This window comes from Streptomyces sp. NPDC028298 (genome assembly GCF_055565895.1).
Genome location: NZ_JBVHTL010000001.1, coordinates 1941986 through 1967569 on the forward strand (window position 1 = coordinate 1941986; position 25584 = coordinate 1967569).

Consider the following 25584-nt stretch of genomic DNA (forward strand, 5'->3'; position numbering starts at 1 on the left):
CCCCGCTCCGGATGTCACGCGTCCGGTGCGCTCCACCCCTGCCGCCGCAGCACCTCCGACACGTCCGGTGCCCGGTAGTGCTCCCCCTTGAGGACCTTGCCGTCGGCCCTGCGGGCGACGTGCCCGTCGGGGCCGAGCTTCGTCATGTTGGCCCGGTGGATCTCGGCGATCACCGCGTCGAGGTCGATTCCGTGGACGAGCGCGGTGCCGTACGCCACGTACACGACATCGGCGAGCTCGTGCGCGAGCCGGTCGAGCGGGCCGCCGACCGCGACCTCGGCGACCTCGGCGGCCTCCTCCGCCAGCAGCTCGCCCCGGTGGGCGGCGAGCTGCGGGGAGACCTCGGTCGGCGTGCCGCGGACGTCGAGGCCGAAGGCGAGGTGGAACTCACGGACCAAGGAGGCCGGTGAGGGCCCCGGCGCGAGCTGGGACGCGGCGGATCCGGACGGCGGGACGTGCGACGGCGGGGACGGCTGCATTCGGCGAGCCTACCCAGCCGCGGGGGCCCGCTCCCGGGTCCGGCCCTGGCCAGGACCGGGCCCGGGCTGGCAGGATCGCGCGCATGTTCCAGGCACTCACCCGTATCGGCCGGCGTCGCGCCCTGTTCGGCTCGGCGGCCGTCTGCGCGCTCGCCGGGCTGCTGCTGTGGTGGCTGCTGCCGCTGGGCGAGGAGTCCCCGAGCGGGACGATCACCTTCAGCACGGGCACCCCGACCGGGGTCTACCAGATGTACGGCAAGCTCCTGCAGAGCGCCATCGCCAAGGACATGCCCGACCTGGACGTGCGGCTGCTCAACAGCGACGGATCGCAGGAGAACATCAGCCGGGTGGCCACCGGCAAGGCCGACTTCACCATCGCGGCGGCCGACGCCGTGGAGACATACCTCCACCAGCACAAGCCGGGCGCGAAGCGGCTGCGCGGCTGCTCGCGGCTCTACGACGACTATGTGCACCTGGTCGTCCCGCGCTCCTCGCCCGTGCAGTCCGTCGAGGACCTCAAGGGCATGAAGGTCGCCGTGGGGCCGGGCGGATCCGGGGTGCGGCTGATCGCGAACCACGTCCTCGAGGCGGCGGGCCTGGACCCCAAGAAGGACATAACACCCCTCGACGAGGGCATCGCGACCATGCCGGGACTGCTCGAACAGCACAAGATCGACGCGTTCTTCTGGTCGGGCGGTCTGCCGACGAACGCCGTCCAGAAGCTCTCCAGGTCCTACGACATCCGGCTGGTGCCGATCGGCAGCGACCTCGTCGAGAAGCTGCACGAGCAGGGCGGCGCCTCCAGCTACTACCGTTCGGCCGTGATGCCCGCCGACGCCTATCCCGCGTCGCAGCGCGGTTCCGCCGTGCCGACGCTGGCCGTGGCGAACTTCCTGATCACCCGGGAGGACGCGGACGCGGATCTCACCGAGGAGCTCACCCGCACGGTGATCGCGAGCCGCGACCGCATCGGCGCCGTGGTGCACGCGGCCCAGCTCGTGGACCTGCGCACGGCGATCTACACGGACCCGCTGCCGCTGCACGAGGGCGCCCGGCGGTACTACCGGTCGATCAAGCCGTAGGGCCTGTCCGACCTTTCCCCTCCGCCCGGACCGGCGTCGCCGCGGTGGGGCACGCCGGGGGATCCGGGCACGCCGGGAATCCGTCAGATCGCCGGCTCCGACCTGGGCACGGTCACCGTCACCCGAAGACCGTGCGGTTCGTGGTGGCCGTACGCGATGGAACCGCCGCCCGCGGCGAGCAGGGCCCGGGAGATGGAGAGGCCGAGGCCCGAGCCCTTGATGTTCTGGTGGGCGGCGCTGCGCCAGAAGCGGTCGCCGATGCGGGCCAGGTCCTCGTCGCCGAGGCCGGGTCCGCCGTCGGTGACCACGACGGTGGAGGACGCCCCGTTCGAGGCGACGGTCACCTCGACGCTCTCCCCCTCCGGCGTGAACTTGACCGCGTTGTCTATGACCGCGTCCAGGGCGCTGGACAGGGTGACGGGGTCGGCCCACGCGGTCGTGGGCGGGCAGTTCCCCGCCAGCCGGACGCCCCTGCTGTCGGCGACCGGCTGCCAGGACGCCACGCGCTCGGCGGTCAGGGCGCCGATGTCGGTCAGGCGCACATCGGCTTCGGCGTGCTCGGCCAGTGCCAGGTCGAGCAGATCGTCGAGCACCTGGGTCAGCCGCTTGCCCTCGGTGCGTACGGACGCGATCTCCTCGTTGCCCTCGGGGAGTTCGAGGGCCAGCAGCTCGATCCGCAGCAGCAGCGCCGAGAGCGGGTTGCGCAGTTGGTGCGAGGCGTCGGCGACGAAGGCGCGCTGCTGTTCCAGCACGCTCTCGACGTTGTCCGCCATCTCGTTGAACGACCGTGCCAGCCGCTGGAGTTCGGGCGGCCCGCCGGCGGGCGCGACCCGGGACTTCAGCCGGCCGGTCGCGATGTCGTGGGTGGTGGCGTCGAGGACGCGTACGGGCCTGAGCACCCAGCCGGTGAGGCGCAGCGCGGCGCCGAGCGCGAGGAGCATCGCGGCGATCTCGCCCGCGCCGATGATCAGCCAGCCGTGCAGGGCCGCCGAACGCATCTGCCCGGTGGGCGAGTCGGTGACGACGACCCCGATGACGTCGCCGTCCCTGATGACCGGGGAGGCCACGACGAGACGGTGGTGCTGCCAGGGCCAGACCTGTTCCGGATCGTGGCTGCGACGGCTGACGAGCGCCTCGTTGAAGGCGTCGCGGGCCGGTCCGGTCTTGGGCAGGAGCCAGCTCTCCGGGGCGTTGGCCATCGGCTCGTCGTCGCGGTAGAAGACGCCGACCCGGATGCCGTACACCTCGTAGTAGCGGGCGAGTTCGGTGCGCAGGGTCTCGCCGCGCTCGTCCGGGAAGCCGGCCCGGGAGCGGCTCGGGGAGTCGGTGACGTACTGGGCGAGGGCCGCGAACCGCGCGGTGTCGTCGATGCGGTCGACGACGACGCGCTGCTGCTGCTGCGCGGCGACGCTCGCCGCGAGCGGGACGCCGAGCGCGAGCAGCACGGCCGCCATCAGGACGATGAGCAGCGGCAGCAGTCGGGTACGCACCGGTGCCCGCTACGCGGCCGGGGCGACGAGCCGGTACCCGACGCCGCGCACGGTCTCGATCAGCGCCGGCATGCGCAGTTTGGAACGCAGCGACGCCACGTGCACCTCCAGCGTGCGGCCGGTTCCTTCCCAGCTCGTGCGCCACACCTCGCTGATGATCTGTTCCCGGCGGAAGACCACTCCGGGGCGCTGGGCCAGCAGCGCGAGCAGGTCGAACTCCTTGCGCGTGAGCTGGACCGCCGAACCGTCCACCGTGACCTGGCGGTTGGGGAGTTCGATGCGCACGGGCCCCAGGAGCACCAGGTCCTCGCCGGGCGCCGACCCGTCGTCGTGGGCGGTGCGCCTGCTGACGGCGTGGATCCGGGCGAGCAGTTCCCCGGTGTCGTACGGCTTCACCACGTAGTCGTCGGCGCCCAGGTTGAGGCCGTGGATGCGGGAGCGGACGTCCGCGCGCGCGGTGACCATGATCACCGGTGTGGCGGTCCGCTTGCGGATCTTGCCGCAGACCTCGTAGCCGTCCTGGTCGGGCAGTCCGAGGTCGAGCAGCACGACGCCGAAGCCGTCGCTCTCCGGGACGAGGGCCTGGAGGGCCTCCTCGCCGCTGCGGGCATGGGTGACCTCGAAGCCGTGCCGTGCCAGCACCGCGGACAGGGCGGCGGCGACGTGGTTGTCGTCCTCGACGAGGAGCAGTCTCATCCCGGCCCCCTCCGGCTCATCGGTCGTACCGTCCTGGTCGTACGGTCTCGGTCGTACCGTCTCGGTCGTACGGTCTCGGGTCTCATCGGTCGAACGGTCCCCGTTTCAACAAAGTGGTGCACGCGCGCGTGCACCAAGGAAGTCACGCCGATGGACAAGGACGGCGTCAAGGGGCTTCGGGTTGCCCGGGGCTTCCGTTATCCAGCCGGTACGCGCATGCGCGCGATCGCTACGACACGTGTCCGATTGCTATCGGATCGTGATGCTCAGATTCCCCTCAGATGTAATGACGCTGGTCGTAAGGGGTCACTACTGTCCTCGGAAACCGAGGAGGACGGAGCCCCCAAGCGATGACCGATGCATCGGTGGCCAAGGACGCCATGGCCGGGACCGACGAACTGGTCGTCCTGAAGAGCGTCGACAAGCACTTCGGGGCCTTGCACGTGCTCCAGGACATCGACCTGACGATCACCCGTGGTGAGGTCGTCGTGGTCATCGGGCCCTCTGGGTCCGGGAAGTCCACCCTGTGCCGCACCATCAACCGTCTGGAGACGATCGATTCGGGCGAGATCTCGATCGACGGCAAGCCGCTGCCCCAGGAGGGCAAGGCGCTCGCCCGGCTCCGGGCCGACGTGGGCATGGTCTTCCAGTCCTTCAACCTCTTCGCGCACAAGACCGTGCTCGAGAACGTGATGCTGGGGCAGATCAAGGTCCGCAAGACCGGCAGGCAGGCGGCGGAGGAGAAGGCCCGCGCCCTGCTCGACCGCGTCGGCGTGGGCACGCAGGCCGACAAGTACCCGGCCCAGTTGTCGGGCGGCCAGCAGCAACGCGTCGCCATCGCACGAGCGTTGGCGATGGACCCCAAGGTCATGCTCTTCGACGAGCCGACCTCGGCGCTGGACCCCGAGATGATCAACGAGGTGCTCGAGGTCATGCAGCAGCTCGCCCGGGACGGCATGACCATGATCGTCGTCACCCATGAGATGGGCTTCGCCCGTTCGGCCGCCAACCGGGTCGTCTTCATGGCCGACGGCCGCATCGTCGAAGAGGCTGTGCCGGACCAGTTCTTCAGCAATCCGCGCAGCGACCGCGCCAAGGACTTCCTCTCGAAGATCCTTCACCACTGACGTTCCCGTCCAGGGGCCACGCGCCCCGCCCAGGGGGATCACGCGCCCCCCTTCCGAGGGCCCACGCGCGCCACCGCCCGTCGACGGCCGTACTCCGCTCTTACTCAAAGGATGTTCATCATGAAGCTCCGCAAGGCAGCCGCCGTCTCGGCCGCCGTACTCGCGCTCGCCGTGTCCGCCACCGCGTGCGGTTCGAGCGACAACAACGACAGCGGCTCCTCGTCCTCGGGCGGCGGCAAGATCAAGGTCGGCATCAAGTACGACCAGCCCGGTCTCGGCCTGAAGCAGCCGGACGGATCCTTCGCCGGTTTCGACGTGGACGTCGCGACCTATGTCGCCGGCCAGCTCGGGTACAAGCCCGGCCAGATCGAGTTCATCGAGACGAAGAGCGCCGACCGTGAGAACGCGCTGGCCCGTGGTGACGTGAAGTTCATCGCGGCCACCTACTCGATCACCGACGAGCGCAAGCAGAAGGTCGACTTCGCGGGCCCGTACCTGCTGGCCCACCAGGACCTTCTCGTGAAGAAGGACTCGACCATCGCCAAGGGCACGGACCTCAACGGCAAGAAGCTGTGCTCCGTGACCGGTTCGACCTCGGCGCAGAACGTCCAGAAGACGATCGCCCCGAAGGCCAACCTGAAGCAGTACAGCGGCTACTCGGAGTGCATCGCCGCCCTCCAGAGCGGCGCCGTCGACGCGGTGACCACCGACGACTCGATCCTCGCGGGCTTCGCGGCGCAGGACAAGTACAAGGGCCAGTTCAAGCTCGCCGGCCTCAAGCTGAGCAACGAGAACTACGGCGTCGGCATCAAGAAGGGCGACGCCGAGCTGGAGAAGAAGATCAACGCCGCACTGGCGAAGATGGTCAGCGACGGCTCCTGGAAGAAGGCGGTCGAGAAGAACTTCGGCCCCGCGAACTACCAGTACGAGCAGGCCCCGAAGATCGGCGTCATCGTCAAGTAACGCGGGCACAGCCCAGCAGCAGGGGGATCACCGGGTAACTCGGGGCCCTCGGGCAACGCGGGAGACCGCGGTTCACACGGGGCTTCGCAGGTGTGCCGCCGCCCGTCGCGATCACGGCGGCGGCACACCGCGCCCACCCCGTCCGCCACGTACGCCACCACCCGGAAGCGCGGGAGATCGTGTTCGACTTTCTTCAAGGTTATGACGTCCTGGGGGCGTTCTGGACGACGGTGCAACTCACCGTCTACTCCGCCCTCGGCTCCCTGATCCTGGGCACACTGCTGGCCGCGATGCGGGTCAGCCCGGTCCCGCTCATGCGCGGATTCGGCACCGCCTACGTGAACATCGTCCGGAACATCCCGCTGACGGTCATCATCGTGTTCAGTTCGCTCGGTCTCGCGGACATCTTCGGTGTGACGATGGGGTCCGACGACTTCAAGGTCCAGGGCTTCCGGCTCGCGGTGCTCAGCCTCGTCGTCTACCACGCGGCCTTCGTGTGCGAGGCGCTTCGCTCCGGCATCAACACCGTGCCGGTCGGCCAGGCCGAGGCGGCCCGCGCGATCGGGCTCGGCTTCGGGCAGACGCTGCGGCTGATCGTCCTGCCGCAGGCGTTCCGCTCCGCCGTCGTCCCGCTGGCGAACGTACTGATCGCGCTGACCAAGAACACGACCGTGGCCGCCGCCATCGGCGTGGCCGAGGCCGCGACCCTGATGAAGACGATGATCGAGAACGAGGCCCAGACGGTCCTCATCGCCTCGGTCTTCGCTTTCGGATTCGTGGTCCTGACCCTCCCCACCGGCCTCTTCCTCGGCTGGCTGGGCAAGCGACTGGCGGTGAAGCGATGACCTCCGTCCTCTACGACGCCCCCGGTCCCCGGGCCAAGCGCCGCAATCTGCTCCTCTCGGTCCTCTTCTCCGGCCTGGTCGCGCTGCTGCTGTGGTGGATCTGGACGGCGATGGACGACAAGGGCCAGCTCAAGTGGGACCTGTGGGAGCCGTTCACCACGGCGGACGCCTGGAACACCTATCTGCTGCCGGGCCTCTGGGGCACCCTGAAGGCCGCCGGGCTGAGCATGGTGATCGCCCTCCCGCTGGGTGCCGTCCTCGGTATCGCGCGCCTCTCCGACCACCGCTGGGTGCGCGTCCCGGTCGGCGCCGTGGTCGAGTTCTTCCGGTCCATCCCGGTCCTGCTGCTCATGCTGTTCGCGAACGAGCTGTACGCCCAGTCGGCGAACGTCGCCAGCGAGGACCGCCCGTTCTACGCGGTCGTCACGGGTCTGGTGCTCTACAACTCCTCGGTCCTCGCCGAGGTCGTCCGCGCCGGCATCCTCGCGCTCCCCAAGGGCCAGACGGAGGCCGCGTACGCGATCGGCCTGCGCAAGGGCCAGACCATGACCAGCATCCTGCTGCCGCAGTCGGTCACCGTGATGCTCCCGGCGATCGTCAGCCAGCTCGTGGTCATCGTGAAGGACACCGCGCTGGGCGGTGTGATGATCAGCTATCAGGAGCTCCTCGCCGCGCGCAGCACCCTCGCGGCCAACTACGCGAACGTCATCCCGAGCTTCATCGTGGTCGCCGTCATCTTCATCGTCGTGAACTTCACGATCACCAGCTTCGCCTCCTGGCTGGAGGGCCGGCTGCGCCGCGGCAAGAAGTCGACCGGCGCGGTGCTCTCCGCGAACGACGCGACCATCGCGGGTACCGCGGCGACGGGCGCGGGCGGGGGCGGGGGTATGGAGTGACGCGCCCGGGCGCGTGGTCCGACGAGCCGGGGCGCGATCCGACGAGCTGGGGCGCGATCCGACCGATCGGGGGCACGATCTGACGGATCGTCCGAACATCGGTCGATCAGTGTGACCGAAGGGGTCAGTGACGGGACCGCCACTGACCCCGTCACTTGACGCAAGCAGCGGCAATGGGTTGCATACGTTCTGTGATCGTGCACCCTGCTCCACCTGCCTGTTCCCGTACGTCCCTCAGGACACAGCTCCGTGCAGGGGGCACCGCGCCGTGGACCCGGTGATCATCGTCGGAGCCGGGCCCGTGGGGCTCACCCTCGCCCTTGCGCTGGCCCGCCAGGAGGTCCCCTCCATCGTCCTCGACGAGGGCCCCGGCAAGGACGAACAGCGGCTCGCGCGGACCGTGGTGCTGCGCGAGGACACGGTCGCGCTCGTCGAACGGCTGACGGGCCTGCCGCTCGACGACGCAGGCTTCCGTTGGGCCGGATGGCGGTCGATGCGGCGCAGGCAGGTGATGCGCGAGATCGTGTTCGACGGGCAGGGGTCCGCGGGGGCGAACGGCGCCTCCGATCCTCTCGGCGGCGAGGCCGTGCGGGGCGACGCTCCTCGGGGGACCGTCGCCGCGCGCGGCACCGCCGCTTCCCGGCTCCTGGAAGACCCGGTGGACGGCACGGAGTTCACCGCTCCGCTGCACATCGCCCAGCACGCGCTGACCGGCGCGCTGCGCGAGGCCATCATCCACGAGCGGCTCATCAAGGTCGCCGTGCTCAGCCGCCTCGACTCCGTCGAACAGGACGCCTCCGGCGTCACGGCGCACACCCGGGGCCCCGACGGCACCTGGTGGCGCGGCAGTTATCTGGTCGGCTGCGACGGACCGCGCTCGACGGTGCGCAAGCTCCAGGACATCCGCTTCCCCGGGCGCACCGCCGTCGAACGGCACGCCGTGGCGGCCCTGCGCACGGAACTCCCCTGGCCCGGCGAAGCGTTGCTGCACCGGATGACGCCGTGGCGCTCCTCCGGACCCTCGGCCGGCGAGGTGAGCGCCCGTCCGCTCGCCGAGGACGTCTGGCGGCTGGACTGGCTGCTGCCCCCGGGCAAGGACCTCGTCACGCCCGACCTGCTGGTGGCACGCGTCCGGGAGACCCTCGCGGGCTGGAGCGGCGGCGCCACACCCGCGTACGAACTGCTCGACACCGGAGTCCACACCGTCCACCACCGACTGGCCCGCCGCTGGCGCGCCGGCCGGGTCTTCCTCGCCGGGGACGCGGCCCACCTGCTCGGCGCCCTCGGAACCCAGGGCCTGGACGAAGGGCTGCGCGACGCCGACAACCTCGCCTGGAAGCTGGCGCTCGGCTGGCACCACGGTCCGCACGCCGCGCTCCTCGACAGCTACCAGACGGAGCGGCGAGCGGTGGTCGCCGCCCGGCTGCGCGCCGCGGACCAGGCGCTGCCCCTGCTGCGGAGCGGCGGCGGCCTGCGCGCCTACGTCCCCGGGACCGCCCGCGGACACGACGCGCTGCTGACGGACGGCCATCTGGGCCGCGGCCCGCTCGGCGCGCCGGGGGCGTACACCGGATCCCCGCTCATGCCCCCGCCCGCCGAGTCGCACGCCGTCGTCGACACCGAGCCCGGCGCGCCGGTCGTCGACGTGCGGGTGACCGCGGAGGACGGCTCGTTCGTACCGCTGCGCGAGCGGCTCGGGCGCGGGGTGCTGCTCGTCGTGCTGATCGCTCCGGGTACGGGGGTGTGGGAGCGCAAACACTGGGTGACGGCCGGCGTCATGCCGCGGCTCGCCGCCGCCGTGACCGCGCTTCCCCACCCCGCCGAGCTCCTCGTCGCAGAGAGCTACCCGGGTGCGGCGGCGCACACCGTGCTGCTGGTCCGCCCCGACGGACACCTCGTCGCCGCGTTCGGCGGGGTCCGGCCGGCCGACCTGTACGAGGCGGCCGAGGCGGCCCTCGGCGGGCCGGCACGGGTGGACGCGGAGAGCGCCGCGGAGGCGACCGCGGGCAGGCGCTGAACGCTCCGTGACCGTACGGCCCGGGTCTCCCGGCTTCCCGGGCCTTCATGGTCCATATAGTGACGGTGAGTTGACCGGTCTGCGCCACCATGGTCTACTCCGGATCGTGACCGACACCTGTGTGCGCCTGTGGCGGAGGGTCCATATGGACCTCGTCCGCTATGCGGGCTGCGTGTGTCGCCCGTCCTTCTGACTTCGCATCCTCTTCTTCCGCGCGTCGCCGCCGTGCCCCCGCGCGCTCCTCTCGCGAACTCTCAGGACGGTCCGAGTGTCTGTGCCACCCTCTGTCTCCACGTCTGTCCCCCTCTCCGCCGCCGCCCCCGTCGCCGCTGCCGTGCCTTCCGCCGTCTCCGGCGCCCCCCGGATCCCCACCCAGGCCGACCTCCTGGACTTCGTACGCCGTACGGCGGCCGACGCCGAGCTGATCGCCTCGCTCCCCCTCGACCCCGAGGGCCGTACCTGGGTGCGGCTCGAAGGCCCCGCCGGCAGTGAGGCCTGGCTGATCGGCTGGCCGCCCGGGACCGGGACCGGCTGGCACGACCACGCCGAATCGGTGGGCGCCTTCCTCACCGCGGCCGGCGAGCTCAAGGAGCATTCCCTCGCCGCGCGGCTGCCCGCCGACGGCTGGAAGACCCTGGAACTCGCCGAAGAGATCGACCGGCAGCGGAAGCTGCCCGCGGGCACCGGCCGCGCCTTCGGCCGGCATCACGTGCACGAGGTGCTCAACGAGTCCGCCGAGGAGCACGCCATCTCGGTCCACGCCTACTACCCACCGCTCCCGCAGATCCGCCGCTACAGCCGTACGGGGCAGATCCTGCGCCTGGAGCACGTCGAGCGTCCGGAGGACTGGCAGTGAGCGGCACCGGGCAGCCCATCGGTATCGACGCCCTGCTGGAACAGGTCCGCGCGGGCCTGGACCGGGTGGAGGCCGAGGAGGCCTTCGAGGCGGTGCGGCGAGGGGAGGCGCTTCTGGTCGACACCCGGTACGCCGCCCTGCGGGACCGGGACGGCCTGATCCCTGGCGCTCTCGTCGTCGAGCGCAACGAACTGGAGTGGCGGCTGGACCCCACGGGCAGTCACCGCGTGCCGGAGGCCACGAGTCACGACCTGCGGGTCGTGCTGTTCTGCAACGAGGGGTACGCCTCCAGCCTGGCCGCCGAGTCCCTGCGCCGTCTGGGACTCCACAGGGCCACCGATCTGATCGGCGGCTTCCAGGCCTGGAAGAACGCGGGCCTCCCGGTGAGGGCTGCGGACACGGAGAGCTGACGGCTTTCGTCTCGCGGAGCGCGGCGTGGAAAGCAGACCGCTTGCGCCTCGCGGAGCCCGGGGTGGAAAGCCGACCGCTTGCGCCTCGCGGAGCCCCGCGCGGAAAGCCGACCGCTTGCGCCCCGCCGAGACCGACGCGGAAAGCCGGCCGCTTGCGTCTCGCCGAGACCGACGCGGAAGGCCGGCCGCTTCCGCCTGGCGGAGACCTGCACGAAAAGCCGACCGTCTCCGCCTCACGGGGCCCGGCCCCCCGGACGAGCCGCCCTCGTACGGGGGCCCGCGAGGGCACGGTGACGGACGACCGTGGGATCAGAATCCCTCGTCGAGCCCTTCCGTGTCCTCGCCCTCTTCCTCCAGCGCCTGACGGACCACGCGCAGGGCCATGCCCTGGGAGTAGCCCTTGCGGGCGAGCATGCCGGCGAGGCGTCTCAGCCGCTTGTCCCGGTCCAGTCCGCGGGTGGAGCGCAGTTTGCGCGCGACCAGCTCACGAGCGGTCGCCTCCTCCTGCTCGGAGTCGAGCTGTCCGACGGCCTCGTCGATCAGCGTCGACTCCACGCCCTTGGTCCGCAGTTCCTGGACGAGCGCGCGCCGGGCCAGCCCCCGCCCGTGGTGCCGTGACTCTACCCAGGCGTCCGCGAAGGCGCTGTCGTTGATCAGCCCGACCTCCTCGAACCGTGACAGCACCTCGTCCGCCACCTCGTCCGGGATCTCGCGCTTGCGCAAGGCGTCCGCCAGTTGCTTGCGCGTACGCGGGGTCCCGGTGAGCAGGCGCAGACAGATCGCTCGCGCCCGCTCAGCCGGGTCCCCCGGGGACTCCCCCTTCTCGGCCCTCGACGAGGAGGGGGTGTCTCCGTCCCGCCGGCCGTCGGACGGTTCGCCGAAACCGCCGCCCCGTCGACGACCTCTTCCACCACGCGGTCCGCCAGCGGCACGTCCACCGCGTCGGGAGACCGCGTCCGGCGAACCGTGACCGCGCGGCGGGCCGTCACCGTGCCGTGCGTCACCGCCCGTCGAACCTCCGCCGTCCGGATCCCCGTCGTCCGGACCGCCACCGTGGAAACCATCGGCTCCGTAGAACCCGCCGCCGGTGCCGTACAGCCCACCGTCGGCTTCGTGGAGCCCGTCGTCGGTGCCGTACGACCGGCTGCCGTACCCCCCGGCACCGTCGTACGACCCGTCACCGTCTCCGGCCGGACCGCCGTGTCCCCCGCCGTACCCCTGCCCCGGCCGCGTGTCGGGGGTCTGGGGACGGGCGTACTCGGCCCAGTCGGTTCGTCGTGTCATGGACTAGCTCTTGGCCGCCGCGGCCCTGGACTTGGTGGCCTTGGCAGCCGGAGCGGGCACCGTCTTCGCGGCGTCGTCCGGGGCCGAGACCGCTGCGTCCGCGCCCGGCTCGGCGGCGGGCTGCTCGGGCTTCACACCGACGCCCAGCTTCTCCTTGATCTTCTTCTCGATCTCGTTGGCGAGGTCGGGGTTGTCCTTCAGGAAGTTGCGGGCGTTCTCCTTGCCCTGGCCGAGCTGGTCGCCCTCGTACGTGTACCAGGCGCCGGCCTTGCGGACGAAGCCGTTCTCCACGCCCATGTCGATCAGGCCGCCCTCGCGGCTGATGCCCTGGCCGTAGAGGATGTCGAACTCGGCCTGCTTGAACGGCGGCGCGACCTTGTTCTTGACGACCTTGACGCGGGTGCGGTTGCCGACCGCGTCGGTGCCGTCCTTCAGTGTCTCGATGCGCCGGATGTCGAGACGCACCGAGGCGTAGAACTTCAGCGCCCGGCCACCCGTCGTCGTCTCCGGAGAGCCGAACATGACGCCGATCTTCTCGCGGAGCTGGTTGATGAAGATCGCCGTCGTCTTCGACTGGTTGAGCGCGCTGGTGATCTTGCGCAGGGCCTGGCTCATCAGCCGGGCCTGGAGACCCACGTGCGAGTCGCCCATCTCACCCTCGATCTCGGCCCGCGGCACCAGAGCGGCGACGGAGTCGATGACGATGAGGTCGAGCGCACCGGAGCGGACCAGCATGTCCACGATCTCCAGGGCCTGCTCGCCGTTGTCCGGCTGGGACAGGATCAGGTTGTCGATGTCGACGCCGAGCTTCTTCGCGTACTCGGGGTCGAGGGCGTGCTCGGCGTCGATGAACGCCACCTGGCCGCCGGCCTTCTGCGCGTTCGCCACCGCGTGCAGGGTGAGGGTCGTCTTTCCGGAGGACTCCGGGCCGTACACCTCCACCACGCGGCCGCGCGGCAGGCCGCCGACACCGAGGGCGACGTCGAGCGCGGTCGACCCGGTGGGGATGACCTCGATGGGCTCATTCGGCCGCTCGCCCAGGCGCATCACGGCGCCCTTGCCGAACTGCCGTTCAATCTGCGCGAGCGCGGCGTCGAGCGCCTTCTCGCGGTCGGTTCCTGCCATGGGTTCCACCCGGTTTGCTTGAGTCGATCGCTTCACGTCAAAGACGCTAACGCCTGCCACTGACAATGCGCCCCGACGCCCGTCCGGCCTGTGGATAACTCGGGCACATCCCTGCCGAAACCATGCCGAATCACCCGTCGCGAGCTCTGCCGGAACCTCCATAAGAATGGATGTTCGATTTTTGTGTCAAGCGCACCACGCGGCACTTCCGAGACTACGGTCGCCCTCCGACAACGACGGGGGATCCGGCGCCCTCGGGCCCCGCGGCCGCCCCGACACATCTCCCGAAGCCCGGTACCCGCCCCGGACTCCGGCTACTCCCCGGGGCGCAGGACCGGTGCCTCCGGGCGGACGACGACACCGGCGGGAACGCCCGGCAGGCTGTGGGCCATGCCGACGACGACGCGCCCCCCGACACCGCGCCCCCTGCCGACACCGCCGTCCTCGCTCCGGCCGGCCGAGCGGCTCTGCCGGGCCACGGGCGCCCTGCTCGTCCTCTCGGGCCTCCTGCATCTGCTGGTCTTCGCCGTCGACGGCGGCCCGTGGGACGGCCCCGTCTCCTGGCGCAAGCCCGTCACCTTCGGAGTCTCCTTCGGGCTGACCCTGATCGCGGTCACGTGGGTCACCTCGTACGTGCGGATGGAGGCGAGGCGGCGCAGCGTGCTGCTCGTCGTGTTCGCCGCGGACTGCGTGCTGGAGGTCGGCGGGATCACCCTTCAGGCGTGGCGCCGGGTTCCGTCGCACCTCGACATGGAGACCGGCTTCGACACCGCGGTCTCCATGATGCTCGCGGTGGGCGGCGGGATTCTGGTCGTGGTGCTCACCGCGTTCGCGGTCGCCTCGTTCCGCCGTAGGCCCTCGGGGCCCGTGGGCATGCCGCTCGCCGTGCGTTCGGGGTTCGCGATCCTGCTCGTAGCGCTGGCCTCGGGCGCGGCGATGATCGCGCGCGGGGTCGTCCTCACCAGGACCGGCCACCAGGAGGCCGCGTACCACTCGACGGCTCCGCTCAAGCCGCTGCACGGTGTGAGCCTGCACGCCGTGCTGGTGCTGCCCGCGCTGGCCTGGCTGCTCTCCCGCACCGGCTGGGGCGAGGAGACCCGGCAGCGGATCGTGTGGGCGGCGGTCGGTCTCTACGCGGCGGCCGTCGTCGGCACCGGCGTCCAGGCGGTCCTCACCTGGTGACCGTCACCGGCCGAGCTGCCGTCGCACCCGCGCGAGGAGGCCCGCCGAGCTGCGGACGCGGTGCCCGTGCACCCGCGGGTCGTCCGTGACGTCGTAGCGCTTCACGTACGCGCCGAGGAACGCCTGGAGGGTCGCGACGGCGGGGATGGCGATCAGCGCGCCGACGGCTCCGAGGAGCGCGGTCCCCGCGATCACGGACCCGAAGGCGACCGCGGGGTGGATGTCCACCGTCCTGGAGGTCAGCTTGGGCTGGAGCACGTAGTTCTCGAACTGCTGGTAGACCACGACGAAGACGAGCACCCACAGCGCGTACCAGGGGTCGATCGTGAACGCGATCAGCATCGGCAGGGCACCCGCGAGATAGGTGCCGATGGTCGGGATGAACTGCGAGACCAGGCCGACCCACACACCGAGCACGGGCGCGTAGGGCACGCCCAGCGCCTCCAGCAGGATGTAGTGGGCGATGCCCGAGATCAGTGCCATCAGGCCGCGTGAGTACAGATAGCCGCCGGTCTTGTCGACGGCTATCTCCCAGGCGCGCAGCACCTCGGCCTGCCGGGCCGGCGGCAGCACCGAGCACAGGGCGCGCCGCAGCCGGGGTCCGTCGGCGGCGAAGTAGAACGAGAACAGCGCGACCGTCAGGAGCTGGAAGAGACCGCCGAGGACCTGGCCGGACACGTCCAGGACGCCGGTGGCGCTGTTCTGGACGTACTTGCGCAGCCAGTCGGAGTGGAGCAGGCCCTCCTGGATGTCGACCCGTCTGAGGTCGGTGTGGAAGTGCGTGTTGATCCAGTTGATGACCGAGTCGAGGTAGTCCGGGAAGCCCTCGATCATCTTGATGATCTGGCCCGCGAGCATCGAGCCGAGCAACGTGACGAACCCGGCGATCATGATCAACGAGCCCAGGAAGACGAGGAACGTGGCGAGCCCCCTGCGCATGCCCCGGGAGGCCATCCAGCTCACCGCGGGTTCTATCGCGAGCGCGAGGAAGAACGCGATCAGGATGTTGATCAGCAGGCCGGTGAGCTGGTGGAACGCCCAACTGCCGAGCTGGAACACGGCGACCAGCGCCAGGGCGAGCACCATGGCGCGGGGCAGCCAGCGCGGCATGCGCGGACCCGCCTCTGCCGCGTCGGCGGCGGGCGGACCGGGCGGCGTCGTGCCGAGCGGTGATGACTGCTGATCGACCTGCGTGTTCTCGTCTGTCGGGGCCACGCGCCAAGTCTGGCCCACGCCACCGACACCGGATCCACGTCCCCCCGGACTTTCCCGGTCTTCGGTCCGGTTCAGTGGTTTTCGTGCGGAACGTTCATGGTCGCGCACACCACGCGCCACACGTCCTTGGCCTCCCAGCCCGCGTCCAGCGCCTCGTGGACCGTGCGCCCGCCCAGTTCCGTCATCACATGATCGCGCGCGAACGTCTCGGCGTACCCCGCGCCGAAGTGATCAGCCATTCGCTGCCAGAAGACCGTCAACCGCATGACACCAGTATCCCGCCCCTGAGAGTGGCCCCGGCCCGGGGCCGCGTGGCGAGACCGCTTTCCGCCCTACGGTCTGACGCATGGCCGAAACCGGAGCATCCCGACTCCCCCAGACGCCCCCCGCGCAGTCCGCCCTCGCCCGCGCCGAGCACTTCGTCTGGCTCACCGCGCGCGTGCTGGAACAGCGCCGCTTCGCCTATCACTTCCTCGGTGGCGACGCCGACGCGGTGGAGACGGCACTGGCCGCCTACCGCAACGACGACGAAGGGTACGGTCACGCGCTCGAACCCGATCTGCGCGGCCCGGTCAGCCAGCCGCTGCACACGGGGCACGCGCTGCGCGTGCTCGACTCGATCGGGCGCTGCGGCGGGCAGCGCGTGGAACGGGTGTGCCGCTATCTGACCTCAGTGTCGACCGCGGACGGCGCGCTGCCGGCCGTCCATCCCAGCCAGCGCGGCTATCCGGCGGCTCCGTTCGTGCCGGTCGTCGACGATCCGCCGAGCGAACTCCTCGCCACCGGCCCGATCGTGGGGCTGCTGCACCGCAACGAGGTGTGGAACGCCTGGTTGTTCCGGGCCACGGACTTCTGCTGGCAGGCGGTGGAGTCCCTGGAGAAGTCGCATCCGTACGAGATCGAGGCGGCCGTCGCCTTCCTGGACTCGGCGGCCGACCGCCCGCGCGCGGAGGCGAGCGCCGACCGGCTGGGCCGGCTCGTCCGTGAGCAGCGGCTCGCCGTGCTGGACGCCGGACGCCTGGAGGCCTACCCCGTCGCGCCCGGCTACGCGCCGGGCGAGCACCACTTCCCGCACGACTACGCGCGGACGCCGGACTCGCTCGCGCGCGCGTGGTTCACCGACGAGGAGATGGCCCGCTCGCTGGACCACCTCGCGGCCGAGCAGCAGGAGGACGGCGGGTGGCCGATCCACTGGCGTCAGTGGGCGCCGGGCACCGCCCTGGAGTGCCGCCCCATGGTGACCGTCGAGGCCCTGCGCACGCTCCGGGCGTACGGCAGGGCCGTCAACTGAGACCCACGGGTCCGGCGGTGCGGTGCTCGGGCGGTGTCCGTGTCAGCCGGTCAGCGCGCGGACCCCTGCCGTCACCACCACGGCGGCGGCGACGACCACCAGGAACGGGGCTCGCAGGATCAGCGCGACGGCCGCCGCGGCGAGCCCGGCGGCCTTGGCGTCGAGGACGAGGACCCGTCCGTCGGCGAACGTCTGCTGGGCCGTGAGAGCGGCCAGGAGCGCGACGGGCAGCAGGGCGGCGAGGCGCTGGACGAGCGGTCGCTCCAGCACGCCCGCGGGGATCAGCAGACCGATGAGCTTGACGGCGTAGCAGCCGACGGCGGTGACGCCGATGGCGATCCAGATGTTCAACGTACCTCTCCTGACGCGTCCGGCCCGTCGTCGTGTGTACCGGCCGGTGAGCCGTGCTCCGCGCGGGCTCGCGAACGGTTCTCCACCTCGGACGGCGGCCCGTCGCCCGCATCGGCCGGCAGCGGGGGGGGGGGGGGGGGGGGGGGGGGGGGGGGGGGGGGGGGGGGGGGGGGGGGGGGGGGGGGGGGGGGGGGGGGGGGGGGGGGGGGGTCGTACGTANNCCCATCCCCCGCCTCACCCCCCCCCCCCTCCCCCCCCCCCCCCCCCCCCCCCCCCCCCCCCCCCCCCCCCCCACCCCCCACCCCCCCCCCCCCCCCCCCCCCCCCCCCCCGCGCCGGAGGAGGCGTCTCGGGCGGTGTCCGCGCGGCGGCGCCCCGTCGCCCAGAGCACGGCGGGGGCGGCCAGGGCGGCCACCAGCACGGGGACTCCGGCGGGCAGCACGGGCAGCAGGCCGAGTCCCAGAAGGACGGCGATTCCCGCGACGGCGCGTTCCGTGGTGGTCTTCAGCATCGGCGCGAGCAGCGCCAGGAACACCGCGGGACCGGCCGCGTCCAGGCCCCACGCGTCGGTGTCGCCGATGGCCTCGGCCCCGGCCGCGCCGAGCAGGGTGGTGAGGTTCCACAGCAGGTAGAGGGACAGGCCGGTGACGGTGAAGCCGATCCGGACGCTGCGGCGGTCGGGCTGGGCGAGCGCCACGGCCGTGGTCTCGTCGATCACCCACTGGGCGGCGAACGGGCGCACCGCGCGCGGGAGGGCCAGGAGCTGGGACAGCCGCAGCCCGTAGAACGCGTTTCGGACCCCGAGGAAGAACGCGCCGGCGGCCGCGGTGAGCGGATTGCCGCCGGCCGCGAGCGCGCCCACGAGCGCGAACTGCGAGGCCCCGGTGAACACCAGGAGGCTGAGGGCGCAGGTCTGGAGCAGGCTGAGCCCGCTGCCGGCCGAGGTCACCCCGAAGGCGAACCCGGACAGGCCGACGGCCACCCCGACGCCCAGGGCGTCGCGGACGACGGCCGCGTCGGGTTTTCCGCCTTCTTCACTGCGTATGTCTGGGAGAGCTGTCTGTTGTGCCACGCTCGGACGGTACGAGGAGTCGCCCGCCGGCGTCTTGTACGTTCTTGCGCTCTCGCTGGTAGGCGCCCGGAGGGACGCCCACGATCCGGCTGAAGTGGCGGTTGAGGTGCGGCTGGTCGGTGAAGCCGACGGCGACGGCCGCCTCCGCGGGTGTGGACCCGGCGTCCAGGAGGTGGCGGGCCCGGCGTACCCGGGCGTCGGTCAGCCAGGTGTGGGGCGGCATGCCGTAGGCGTCCCGGAAGGCGCGCAGCAGCGCGAACGAGCTGGTGCCGAGATCCGCCGCGAGCCGCTCCAGGGTCGGCGGCTCGGCCATCCTCTCGTCCAGCACGCCACGCGCGCGTGCCGCGAGCCGGCCGCCGGCGGTGCGTACGGCCCGCTGCGGCAGCGTGCCTCCGTTCAGGCGCAGCAGCCGGGTGACGGCGACCCTCAGCAGGGTGTCGGCGGCCAGCGCGTTGCCCTCCTCCGCGGCCCTCAGCACCTGGTGGACCAGGCCGGCCGCGTAGGGGTCGTCGAGGACCGGGCGGCTGAATCCGGGGGTGCCGCGGAGGGTGGTGGTCTCGGCGGCGATCTCGGCGACCGTCTCCGGCGAGGGGTACACGGCCCCGTACTTCCAGCCCTCGGGAACGCCGGCGCGCCCGGTGTGCGGGGTGTCGGGGTTGACCAGGGCAAGTGACCCAGGGCCCGCGTACTGGTCGGCACCGCCGTGGTGGAAGACCTCGACGCCCTCGGCGACGGCGGCGATGACGAAGTTCTCGTGGGTGTGCCGCACGAAGATCTTCTCGACGTAGCGGGCGCGCAGCAGATCGACACCGGGCAGCTCCGCGTACTGCCAGTGCCGTGCCCGCTCCTGCCCCGAACCTGCCACACCCTCATTGTCCGCCACCCGCCGAACCACCTCACCGCGGCACCTCGGCGCCCCGCTCGCCCTGCAACGCCGCCCTGCCACGCCGCTCGCCCTGCAACGCCGCGGCGCCACCCCGCCGACCGGCTCGCCCTGCCACCCCGCCACGGCACCTCACCGACGGCCTCGCCCTGTCACCCGGCCGCATCGGCTCACCACGCCACCCCGCCGCGCCGACCACCTGGCAGCACCGGCTCGCCGACCGGGGCGCCACCGCATCGCGGCCGACCGCCACCGACCGCCCCACCCGCCCCCTTCGCCCGCATCTGCCCCGGTCCGGCACGGCACCGATCTCCCCCACCGCGCCCGGTCAGCGCGTTCTCGCAGGTCAGCGCGATTGTCAGTGGGCGGGTGCAGGATGGACGCATGGTCAGCTCCGCGCACCCTGCGCTCGACGGCTTCTCCCCCGCGACCCGCGGCTGGTTCACGGGGGCCTTTTCCGCGCCCACCGCGGCCCAGGCCGGGGCGTGGGCGGCCATCGGCGCGGGTTCGGACGTGCTGGTCGTCGCCCCGACCGGCTCCGGCAAGACGCTCGCCGCGTTCCTCGCCGCGCTCGACCAACTGGCCTCGACGCCGCCCCCGGCGGACCCCCGCAAACGCTGCCGGGTGCTGTACGTGTCACCGCTCAAGGCGCTCGCGGTCGACGTGGAGCGCAATCTGCGCAGCCCGCTGACCGGCATCCGGCAGGAGTCGGTGCGGCTCGGGCTGCCGGAGCCGGAGGTGAAGGTCGGCATCCGTTCCGGCGACACCCCTCCCGCCGAGCGCCGGGCGCTGGCCACCCGCCCGCCGGACATCCTGATCACGACCCCCGAGTCGCTGTTCCTGATGCTGACCTCGGCCACACGCGACGCGCTGACGGGCATCGAGACGGTGATCCTGGACGAGGTGCACGCGGTCGCGGGCACCAAGCGCGGCGCCCACCTCGCGCTCACCCTGGAGCGCCTCGACGAACTGCTGCCGAAGCCGGCCCGGCGGATCGGCCTCTCCGCGACGGTGCGTCCGGTGGACGAGGTGGCGCGCTATCTCTCGCCGCGCCGCAAGGCGGAGATCGTCCAGCCGCCGTCCGGCAAGGAGTTCGACCTGTCCGTGGTGGTCCCGGTGGAGGACCTGGGCGAGCTGGGCGGGTCCCCCGCCGCCGACGGCAAGGAGGGAGCGGAGAAGCCCTCCATCTGGCCGCACGTCGAGGAGCGGATCGCCGACCTCGTCCAGTCCCACCGCTCGACGATCGTGTTCGCCAATTCACGCCGCCTCGCCGAGCGGCTGTGCAACCGGCTGAACGAGATCGCCTACGAGAGGGCGACGGGCGAGCCCCTGGAGGAGGCGCACGCGCCGGCCGAACTGATGGGCGGCTCGGGCGCGGCGCAGGGGGCGCCGCCGGTCATCGCCCGCGCTCACCACGGCTCGGTCTCCAAGGAGCAGCGGGCGCAGGTCGAGGAGGATCTGAAGGCCGGGCGGCTGCCCGCGGTGGTCGCCACCTCCAGCCTCGAACTGGGCATCGACATGGGCGCGGTCGACCTCGTCGTCCAGGTGGAGTCGCCGCCGTCGGTGGCCTCGGGACTGCAGCGGGTGGGCCGCGCGGGTCACCAGGTCGGGGCGGTGTCCACCGGTGTCGTCTTCCCGAAGTACCGGGGCGACCTGGTGCAGGCGGCGGTGGTCACCGAGCGGATGCGCACCGGCTCCATCGAGTCGCTCCGGGTGCCGGCCAACCCGCTGGACGTGCTGGCCCAGCAGCTCGTCGCCATGACGGCGCTCGACACCTGGCAGGTCGACGATCTGCTCACCACGGTCCGCCGGGCGGCCCCCTTCGCCTCGCTCCCGGAGTCGGCGTTCACCGCCGTCCTGGACATGCTCGCGGGCCGTTACCCCTCGGACGCCTTCGCCGAGCTGAGGCCCCGCGTGGTGTGGGACCGCGTCGCGGGCACGGTGACGGGCCGCCCCGGCGCCCAGCGTCTCGCCGTGACCTCCGGGGGCACCATCCCCGACCGCGGTCTCTTCGGGGTGTTCCTCGCTGGGGCCGACCCCAAGAAGGGCGGCGGCCGGGTCGGCGAGCTCGACGAGGAGATGGTCTACGAATCCCGGGTGGGCGACGTGTTCACCCTCGGCACCAGCTCCTGGCGCATCGAGGACATCACCAGGGACCGGGTCCTGGTCTCCCCGGCGCCCGGCGTCCCCGGCAGGCTGCCCTTCTGGAAGGGCGACCAGCTCGGGCGTCCGCTCGAACTGGGCCGCGCGGTGGGCGCGTTCCTCCGCGAGGTCGGATCGCTCTCCGAGGGCGACGCCCGGCTGCGGCTGCTGGCGGCGGGCCTGGACGCCTGGGCCGCCGACAACGTCATCGCGTACCTCACCGAGCAGCGTGAGGCGTGCGGGCACGTCCCGGACGACCGCACGATCGTCGTCGAGCGCTTCCGCGACGAGCTGGGCGACTGGCGTGTGGTCGTGCACTCGCCCTTCGGCGCCCAGGTGCACGCTCCCTGGGCCCTCGCCCTGGGCGCCAAGCTCTCCGAGCGCTACGGCATGGACGCCCAGGTCATGCACGCGGACGACGGCATCGTGCTGCGGCTGCCCGACGCCGATCTGATGGGCCTGGACCTGCTGGACCAGGCACCGACGAAGCCGGGCACGGAGTACGACGCGGAGCAGGCCCCGGTCGGCGCGGCGGACGTCGCCTTCGACAAGGGCGAGGTCAACCAGATCGTCACGGACCAGGTCGGCAGTTCGGCCCTGTTCGCCGCCCGCTTCCGCGAATGCGCCGCCCGCGCCCTGCTCCTGCCGCGCCGCAACCCCGGCAAGCGCACCCCGCTGTGGCAGCAGCGGCAGCGGGCCGCACAACTGCTCCAGGTGGCGAGCGAGTTCGGTTCCTTCCCGATCGTCCTGGAAGCGGTGCGCGAATGCCTCCAGGACGTCTTCGACGTGCCGGGGCTCACGGAACTGATGGGCGACATCGAGTCCCGCAAAGTGCGGCTCGTCGAGGTCACCACGCCCGAGCCCTCCCCCTTCGCCCGTTCCCTGCTCTTCGGATACGTCGCCCAGTTCCTGTACGAAGGCGACTCGCCGCTCGCCGAGCGGCGGGCCGCCGCGCTGTCGCTGGACTCCCGGCTGCTCGCCGAGCTGCTGGGCCAGGCCGAGCTGCGCGAGCTCCTGGACGCGGACGTCCTGACCGAGCTGGAGCGCGAGCTCCAATGGCTCACCGAGGACCGGCGCGTCAAGGACGTGGAGGGTGTCGCCGACCTGCTGCGTCTGCTGGGACCGCTCACGGAGGCCGAGTTGGCCGAGCGGGGCGCGGAACCGCGGTGGGCGAAGGAACTGGCGGCCGCCCGCCGCGCCATCCGGGTCAGGATCGCGGGAGCGGACCACTGGGCGGCCGTCGAGGACGCGGGCCGGCTGCGCGACGCGCTCGGCACGGCCTTGCCCGTCGGTGTCCCGGAGGCCTTCACCGAGCCGGTCAAGGACCCGCTCGGCGACCTCCTCGCCCGGTACGCCCGCACCCACGGGCCGTTCACCTCGGCGACGGCCGCCGCCCGGTTCGGTCTCGGCACGGCCGTCACCGACGGCGCGCTGCATCGCCTCGCCGCGAACGGCCGGGTCGTCCAGGGCGAGTTCCACCCCGCGGGCATCGGCCAGGAGTGGTGCGACGCCGCGGTCCTGCGCCGGCTGCGCCGCCGTTCGCTCGCGGCGCTGCGCCATGAACTCGAGCCGGTCCCGCCCGCCGCGCTCGCCCAGTTCCTGCCGCAGTGGCAGCACGTGGGCAGCGGTCACGGGCTGCGCGGCATCGACGGACTGGTGCGCGCCGTCGAGCAGTTGCAGGGCGCCTCGGTGCCGGCGTCCGCGCTGGAGAAGCTCGTGCTGCCGTCCCGGGTCGCCGGTTACACCCCCGCCCTGCTCGACGAGCTCACGGCCGCCGGCGAGGTGGTCTGGGCCGGGGCGGGTTCCCTGCCGGGCAAGGACGGCTGGGTGTCGCTGTATCTCGCGGACGCCGCCCCCCTGCTCCTTCCGGCCGCGCACCCCCTGGAGCCGACGGCGCTGCACGAGTCGGTTCTCGGCACCCTCTCCGGGGGCTATGGCCTGTTCTTCCGCCAGATCGCCGACCAGGTCCGCGCCACGACGCACCCCGACGCGACGGATCCGCAGCTCGCCGACGCGATCTGGGAGCTGGCCTGGTCCGGGCGGCTGACGAACGACACGCTCGCGCCGATGCGTTCCCTGCTGGGGTCGGGCCGCACCGCGGGCTCGACGGCCCACCGCGCCAAGCGCTCGGTCCCCCGCGGGCGCTACGGCTCCCTGACGGGCGGGGCCCGCCCCCAGTCGCGTACGGGTCCACCCACCGTGGCGGGCCGCTGGTCGCTGCTGCCCGAGCGCGAGCCCGACGCCACCGTCCGCGCGCACGCCCTGGCCCGCACCCTGCTCGACCGGCACGGCGTGGTGACCCGGGGAGCCGTCGCGGCGGAGGGCGTCGAGGGAGGCTTCTCGGCGGTGTACCGCATCCTGTCGGCCTTCGAGGACAGCGGTCAGGCGCGGCGGGGTTACGTGGTCGAGGGGCTCGGCGCGGCCCAGTTCGCCATGGACGGCGCGGTGGACCGACTCCGGGCCGCGGCGAACGCGCGCGACCGGGGCGCCGCCCTCCTCGAACCCGCCGTCCCGGACAACTCCCCCGCCGCCCACGGCTTCCCGGACACTCCGGTCTTCCCGCCCCCCGGCCCGGGCTTCGACGGCAAGGGCCACGGCGGGAACCACGTCGACCGGGACGGCATCGCGGACGGCCCGGACTCCCTGAACGACCTCACCCGCGGTCTCGACCTCGGCCCCGGCTCCCCGCTCGGGCCCGGCTCCGCCCTCGACTTCGACTTCGACGCCGAGGACGACCACACGTTCTCCGCCGATTCCGCCCTCGCGGCCGGTGCCCCCCACCCCGACGCACCCGACCCCTACGCGTCCCACAGCCGGAACGACCGCTCCGGCCGCGGCGGCCCGGGGTACCCGTCGAACGGCTCCGGCCATCCCGGCACGGGTTTCCCCGGCGCCCGGCCCCGTTCCCGTACCGCCTCCCCCGCGGTCGTGCTGGCCGCCGCCGACCCCGCGAACGCCTACGGCGCGGCCCTCCCCTGGCCCGAGTCCCCGACCGAAGCGGGCCACAAGCCGGGCCGCAAGGCGGGTTCCCTGGTCGTCCTGGTCGACGGCGAACTGGCTCTGTACATGGAACGCGGTGGCAAGACACTGCTGGCCTGGCCGGCCGACCCGGACGCCTCTCTCGCGCAGGACACCCGTCTGGGCGCCGCCGCGGAGGCGCTCGCCGCAGCGGCCCGCGCGGGCTCGCTCGGCACCGTCACCGTCGAGCGCGTCAACGGCGTCTCGGCCCTGACTTCCCCCCTCGGCACGCTCCTGGAGGGAGCGGGCTTCATCGCCACCCCGCGCGGGCTGCGCCTGCGCGCCTGACCGGCCGACCCCCACCGTGCCACCCTGGAGTCATGCCCGAAGGAGACACCGTCTGGCAGGCCGCGAGGCGCCTGCACGTCGCCCTCGCGGGCAAGGTCCTGACCCGTTCCGACCTGCGGGTGCCGCGGTACGCCACGGCCGACCTCACCGGTCGCACCGTCCTGGACGTCACCCCGCGGGGCAAGCACCTCCTCACCCGGATCGAGGGCGGCCTGACCCTGCACTCGCATCTGCGGATGGACGGATCGTGGAAGGTGTACGAGCCGGGCCGGCGCTGGAGCGGGGGCCCCTCCCATCAGATCCGGGCCATCCTCGGCACCCCGGACCGCACCGCGGTCGGCTACCGCCTGCCCGTCCTGGAACTGCTGCGCACCGCCGACGAGGCCCGGGCGGTCGGCCACCTCGGACCCGACCTCCTGGGCCCGGACTGGGACCCGGACAGGGCCCTGGAGAATCTCCTGCGCGACCCCGAGCGCCCCCTCGGCGAAGCCCTCCTGGACCAGCGCAACCTCGCCGGGATCGGGAACGTGTACAAGAGCGAGCTGTGTTTCCTGCTCGGCGTCACGCCCTGGCTCCCCGTCGGAGCGCTGCCCGCCGACCGCGCCGTCCACCTGCCGGTCCTCGCCCAGAGGCTGCTGGAGTTCAACCGCGACCGTCCGATCCGTGTCACGACCGGACGCCGCGAACAGAACCTGTTCGTGTACGGGCGCACCCCTCGCCCGTGTCTGCGCTGCGGGACGCCGGTCCGCTCGGGGAACCAGGGCGACGGATCCCGCGAGCGCCCCACGTACTGGTGCCCCCGCTGTCAGACGGGCCCCACCCCGCCGCCCGCCCGTCCGCGCGGCAATGTGCGCACGACCAATTGACGACCCG

General features: G+C 72.4%; 22 protein-coding genes and 1 pseudogene. 13 read left to right on the forward strand and 10 right to left on the reverse strand.

Annotated features, from left to right (window positions below):
• Positions 1-14 precede the first annotated feature (14 nt).
• A complete protein-coding gene (locus ACZ4TO_RS08360; RefSeq protein WP_382794280.1) occupies positions 15-479 on the reverse strand; it encodes a pyrophosphohydrolase domain-containing protein in 465 nt (154 codons plus the stop codon).
• An 83-nt stretch (positions 480-562) separates the two neighbouring features.
• Between ACZ4TO_RS08360 and ACZ4TO_RS08365 the strand changes: the two genes are divergently transcribed.
• Positions 563-1561: a TAXI family TRAP transporter solute-binding subunit gene (locus tag ACZ4TO_RS08365; protein WP_468023747.1), complete on the forward strand. Its 999-nt coding sequence runs from the start codon at positions 563-565 to the stop codon at positions 1559-1561.
• A gap of 83 nt (positions 1562-1644) precedes the next feature.
• On the opposite strand, the gene ACZ4TO_RS08370 is transcribed toward ACZ4TO_RS08365, so the two are convergent.
• Positions 1645-3051: a sensor histidine kinase gene (locus ACZ4TO_RS08370; protein WP_468023748.1), complete on the reverse strand. Its 1407-nt coding sequence runs from the start codon at positions 3049-3051 to the stop codon at positions 1645-1647.
• A 9-nt stretch (positions 3052-3060) separates the two neighbouring features.
• Positions 3061-3747 (reverse strand): response regulator transcription factor, encoded by a 687-nt coding sequence (locus ACZ4TO_RS08375; protein WP_382794288.1) that lies wholly within the window; start codon positions 3745-3747, stop codon positions 3061-3063.
• Between the two features lie 350 nt (positions 3748-4097).
• Between ACZ4TO_RS08375 and ACZ4TO_RS08380 the strand changes: the two genes are divergently transcribed.
• The 8 genes from ACZ4TO_RS08380 to ACZ4TO_RS08415 all read left to right on the forward strand — a co-directional run bounded on the left by ACZ4TO_RS08380 (position 4098) and on the right by ACZ4TO_RS08415 (position 10861).
• Entirely contained in the window at positions 4098-4874 is a 777-nt protein-coding gene (locus ACZ4TO_RS08380) for an amino acid ABC transporter ATP-binding protein (protein ID WP_382794291.1), read from the forward strand.
• Between the two features lie 120 nt (positions 4875-4994).
• Positions 4995-5837 carry a glutamate ABC transporter substrate-binding protein gene (locus tag ACZ4TO_RS08385; protein WP_382794293.1) on the forward strand — a complete coding sequence of 281 codons (843 nt, stop codon included), beginning with the start codon at positions 4995-4997 and terminating at the stop codon, positions 5835-5837.
• A 179-nt stretch (positions 5838-6016) separates the two neighbouring features.
• Positions 6017-6682, forward strand: a complete 666-nt coding sequence (locus tag ACZ4TO_RS08390; protein WP_382794379.1) for an amino acid ABC transporter permease — start codon at positions 6017-6019, stop codon at positions 6680-6682.
• Positions 6679-7578, forward strand: coding sequence for an amino acid ABC transporter permease (locus ACZ4TO_RS08395; RefSeq protein ID WP_468023749.1), 900 nt, complete (start codon positions 6679-6681; stop codon positions 7576-7578). Before ACZ4TO_RS08390 ends, ACZ4TO_RS08395 begins: the two co-directional genes overlap by 4 nt.
• 268 nt (positions 7579-7846) lie before the next feature.
• A complete protein-coding gene (locus ACZ4TO_RS08400; protein ID WP_385040573.1) occupies positions 7847-9595 on the forward strand; it encodes an FAD-dependent monooxygenase in 1749 nt (582 codons plus the stop codon).
• A 121-nt stretch (positions 9596-9716) separates the two neighbouring features.
• Positions 9717-9788 carry a putative leader peptide gene (locus ACZ4TO_RS08405; RefSeq protein ID WP_318658241.1) on the forward strand — a complete coding sequence of 24 codons (72 nt, stop codon included), beginning with the start codon at positions 9717-9719 and terminating at the stop codon, positions 9786-9788.
• A gap of 141 nt (positions 9789-9929) precedes the next feature.
• On the forward strand, positions 9930-10451 hold the full coding sequence (locus ACZ4TO_RS08410; RefSeq protein WP_468023750.1) for a cupin domain-containing protein: 522 nt from the start codon (positions 9930-9932) through the stop codon (positions 10449-10451).
• Positions 10442-10861, forward strand: a complete 420-nt coding sequence (locus tag ACZ4TO_RS08415; protein ID WP_468023807.1) for a rhodanese-like domain-containing protein — start codon at positions 10442-10444, stop codon at positions 10859-10861. The genes ACZ4TO_RS08410 and ACZ4TO_RS08415 overlap by 10 nt, the downstream gene beginning before the upstream one ends.
• A 309-nt stretch (positions 10862-11170) precedes the next feature.
• Here the strand turns inward: ACZ4TO_RS08415 and recX are convergent, their stop codons facing one another.
• Positions 11171-12145: a recombination regulator RecX gene (recX, locus tag ACZ4TO_RS08420; RefSeq protein WP_468023751.1), complete on the reverse strand. Its 975-nt coding sequence runs from the start codon at positions 12143-12145 to the stop codon at positions 11171-11173.
• Positions 12146-12148: 3 nt separating this feature from the next.
• Positions 12149-13270, reverse strand: coding sequence for a recombinase RecA (recA, locus tag ACZ4TO_RS08425; protein ID WP_382794307.1), 1122 nt, complete (start codon positions 13268-13270; stop codon positions 12149-12151).
• A 390-nt stretch (positions 13271-13660) separates the two neighbouring features.
• Between recA and ACZ4TO_RS08430 the strand changes: the two genes are divergently transcribed.
• Positions 13661-14452, forward strand: a complete 792-nt coding sequence (locus ACZ4TO_RS08430) for a hypothetical protein (protein WP_468023752.1) — start codon at positions 13661-13663, stop codon at positions 14450-14452.
• Positions 14453-14455: 3 nt separating this feature from the next.
• Here the strand turns inward: ACZ4TO_RS08430 and ACZ4TO_RS08435 are convergent, their stop codons facing one another.
• Both ACZ4TO_RS08435 and ACZ4TO_RS08440 read right to left on the reverse strand, forming a co-directional pair.
• A complete protein-coding gene (locus tag ACZ4TO_RS08435; RefSeq protein WP_468023753.1) occupies positions 14456-15667 on the reverse strand; it encodes an AI-2E family transporter in 1212 nt (403 codons plus the stop codon).
• A gap of 71 nt (positions 15668-15738) precedes the next feature.
• Positions 15739-15933: a DUF3046 domain-containing protein gene (locus ACZ4TO_RS08440; protein WP_382794316.1), complete on the reverse strand. Its 195-nt coding sequence runs from the start codon at positions 15931-15933 to the stop codon at positions 15739-15741.
• 80 nt (positions 15934-16013) lie between these two features.
• Between ACZ4TO_RS08440 and ACZ4TO_RS08445 the strand changes: the two genes are divergently transcribed.
• Positions 16014-16958: a hypothetical protein gene (locus ACZ4TO_RS08445; RefSeq protein ID WP_467848073.1), complete on the forward strand. Its 945-nt coding sequence runs from the start codon at positions 16014-16016 to the stop codon at positions 16956-16958.
• A 42-nt stretch (positions 16959-17000) separates the two neighbouring features.
• Here the strand turns inward: ACZ4TO_RS08445 and ACZ4TO_RS08450 are convergent, their stop codons facing one another.
• The 3 genes and pseudogenes from ACZ4TO_RS08450 to ACZ4TO_RS08460 form a co-directional block, all read right to left on the reverse strand.
• Positions 17001-17309, reverse strand: a complete 309-nt coding sequence (locus ACZ4TO_RS08450; protein ID WP_326785127.1) for an AzlD domain-containing protein — start codon at positions 17307-17309, stop codon at positions 17001-17003.
• A gap of 234 nt (positions 17310-17543) precedes the next feature.
• Positions 17544-18380 (reverse strand): AzlC family ABC transporter permease, encoded by an 837-nt coding sequence (locus ACZ4TO_RS08455; RefSeq protein WP_468023754.1) that lies wholly within the window; start codon positions 18378-18380, stop codon positions 17544-17546.
• Positions 18284-19245, reverse strand: a pseudogene (locus ACZ4TO_RS08460) (AraC family transcriptional regulator); the annotation flags it as partial. The gene ACZ4TO_RS08455 and the pseudogene ACZ4TO_RS08460, both read right to left, overlap by 97 nt.
• Positions 19246-19647: 402 nt before the next feature.
• On the opposite strand from ACZ4TO_RS08460, the gene ACZ4TO_RS08465 reads away from it, so the two are divergent.
• Both ACZ4TO_RS08465 and ACZ4TO_RS08470 read left to right on the forward strand, forming a co-directional pair.
• Positions 19648-24711 carry an ATP-dependent helicase gene (locus ACZ4TO_RS08465; RefSeq protein WP_468023755.1) on the forward strand — a complete coding sequence of 1688 codons (5064 nt, stop codon included), beginning with the start codon at positions 19648-19650 and terminating at the stop codon, positions 24709-24711.
• Between the two features lie 32 nt (positions 24712-24743).
• Positions 24744-25577 carry an Fpg/Nei family DNA glycosylase gene (locus ACZ4TO_RS08470; protein ID WP_468023756.1) on the forward strand — a complete coding sequence of 278 codons (834 nt, stop codon included), beginning with the start codon at positions 24744-24746 and terminating at the stop codon, positions 25575-25577.
• The last annotated feature ends 7 nt before the right edge of the window (positions 25578-25584 follow it).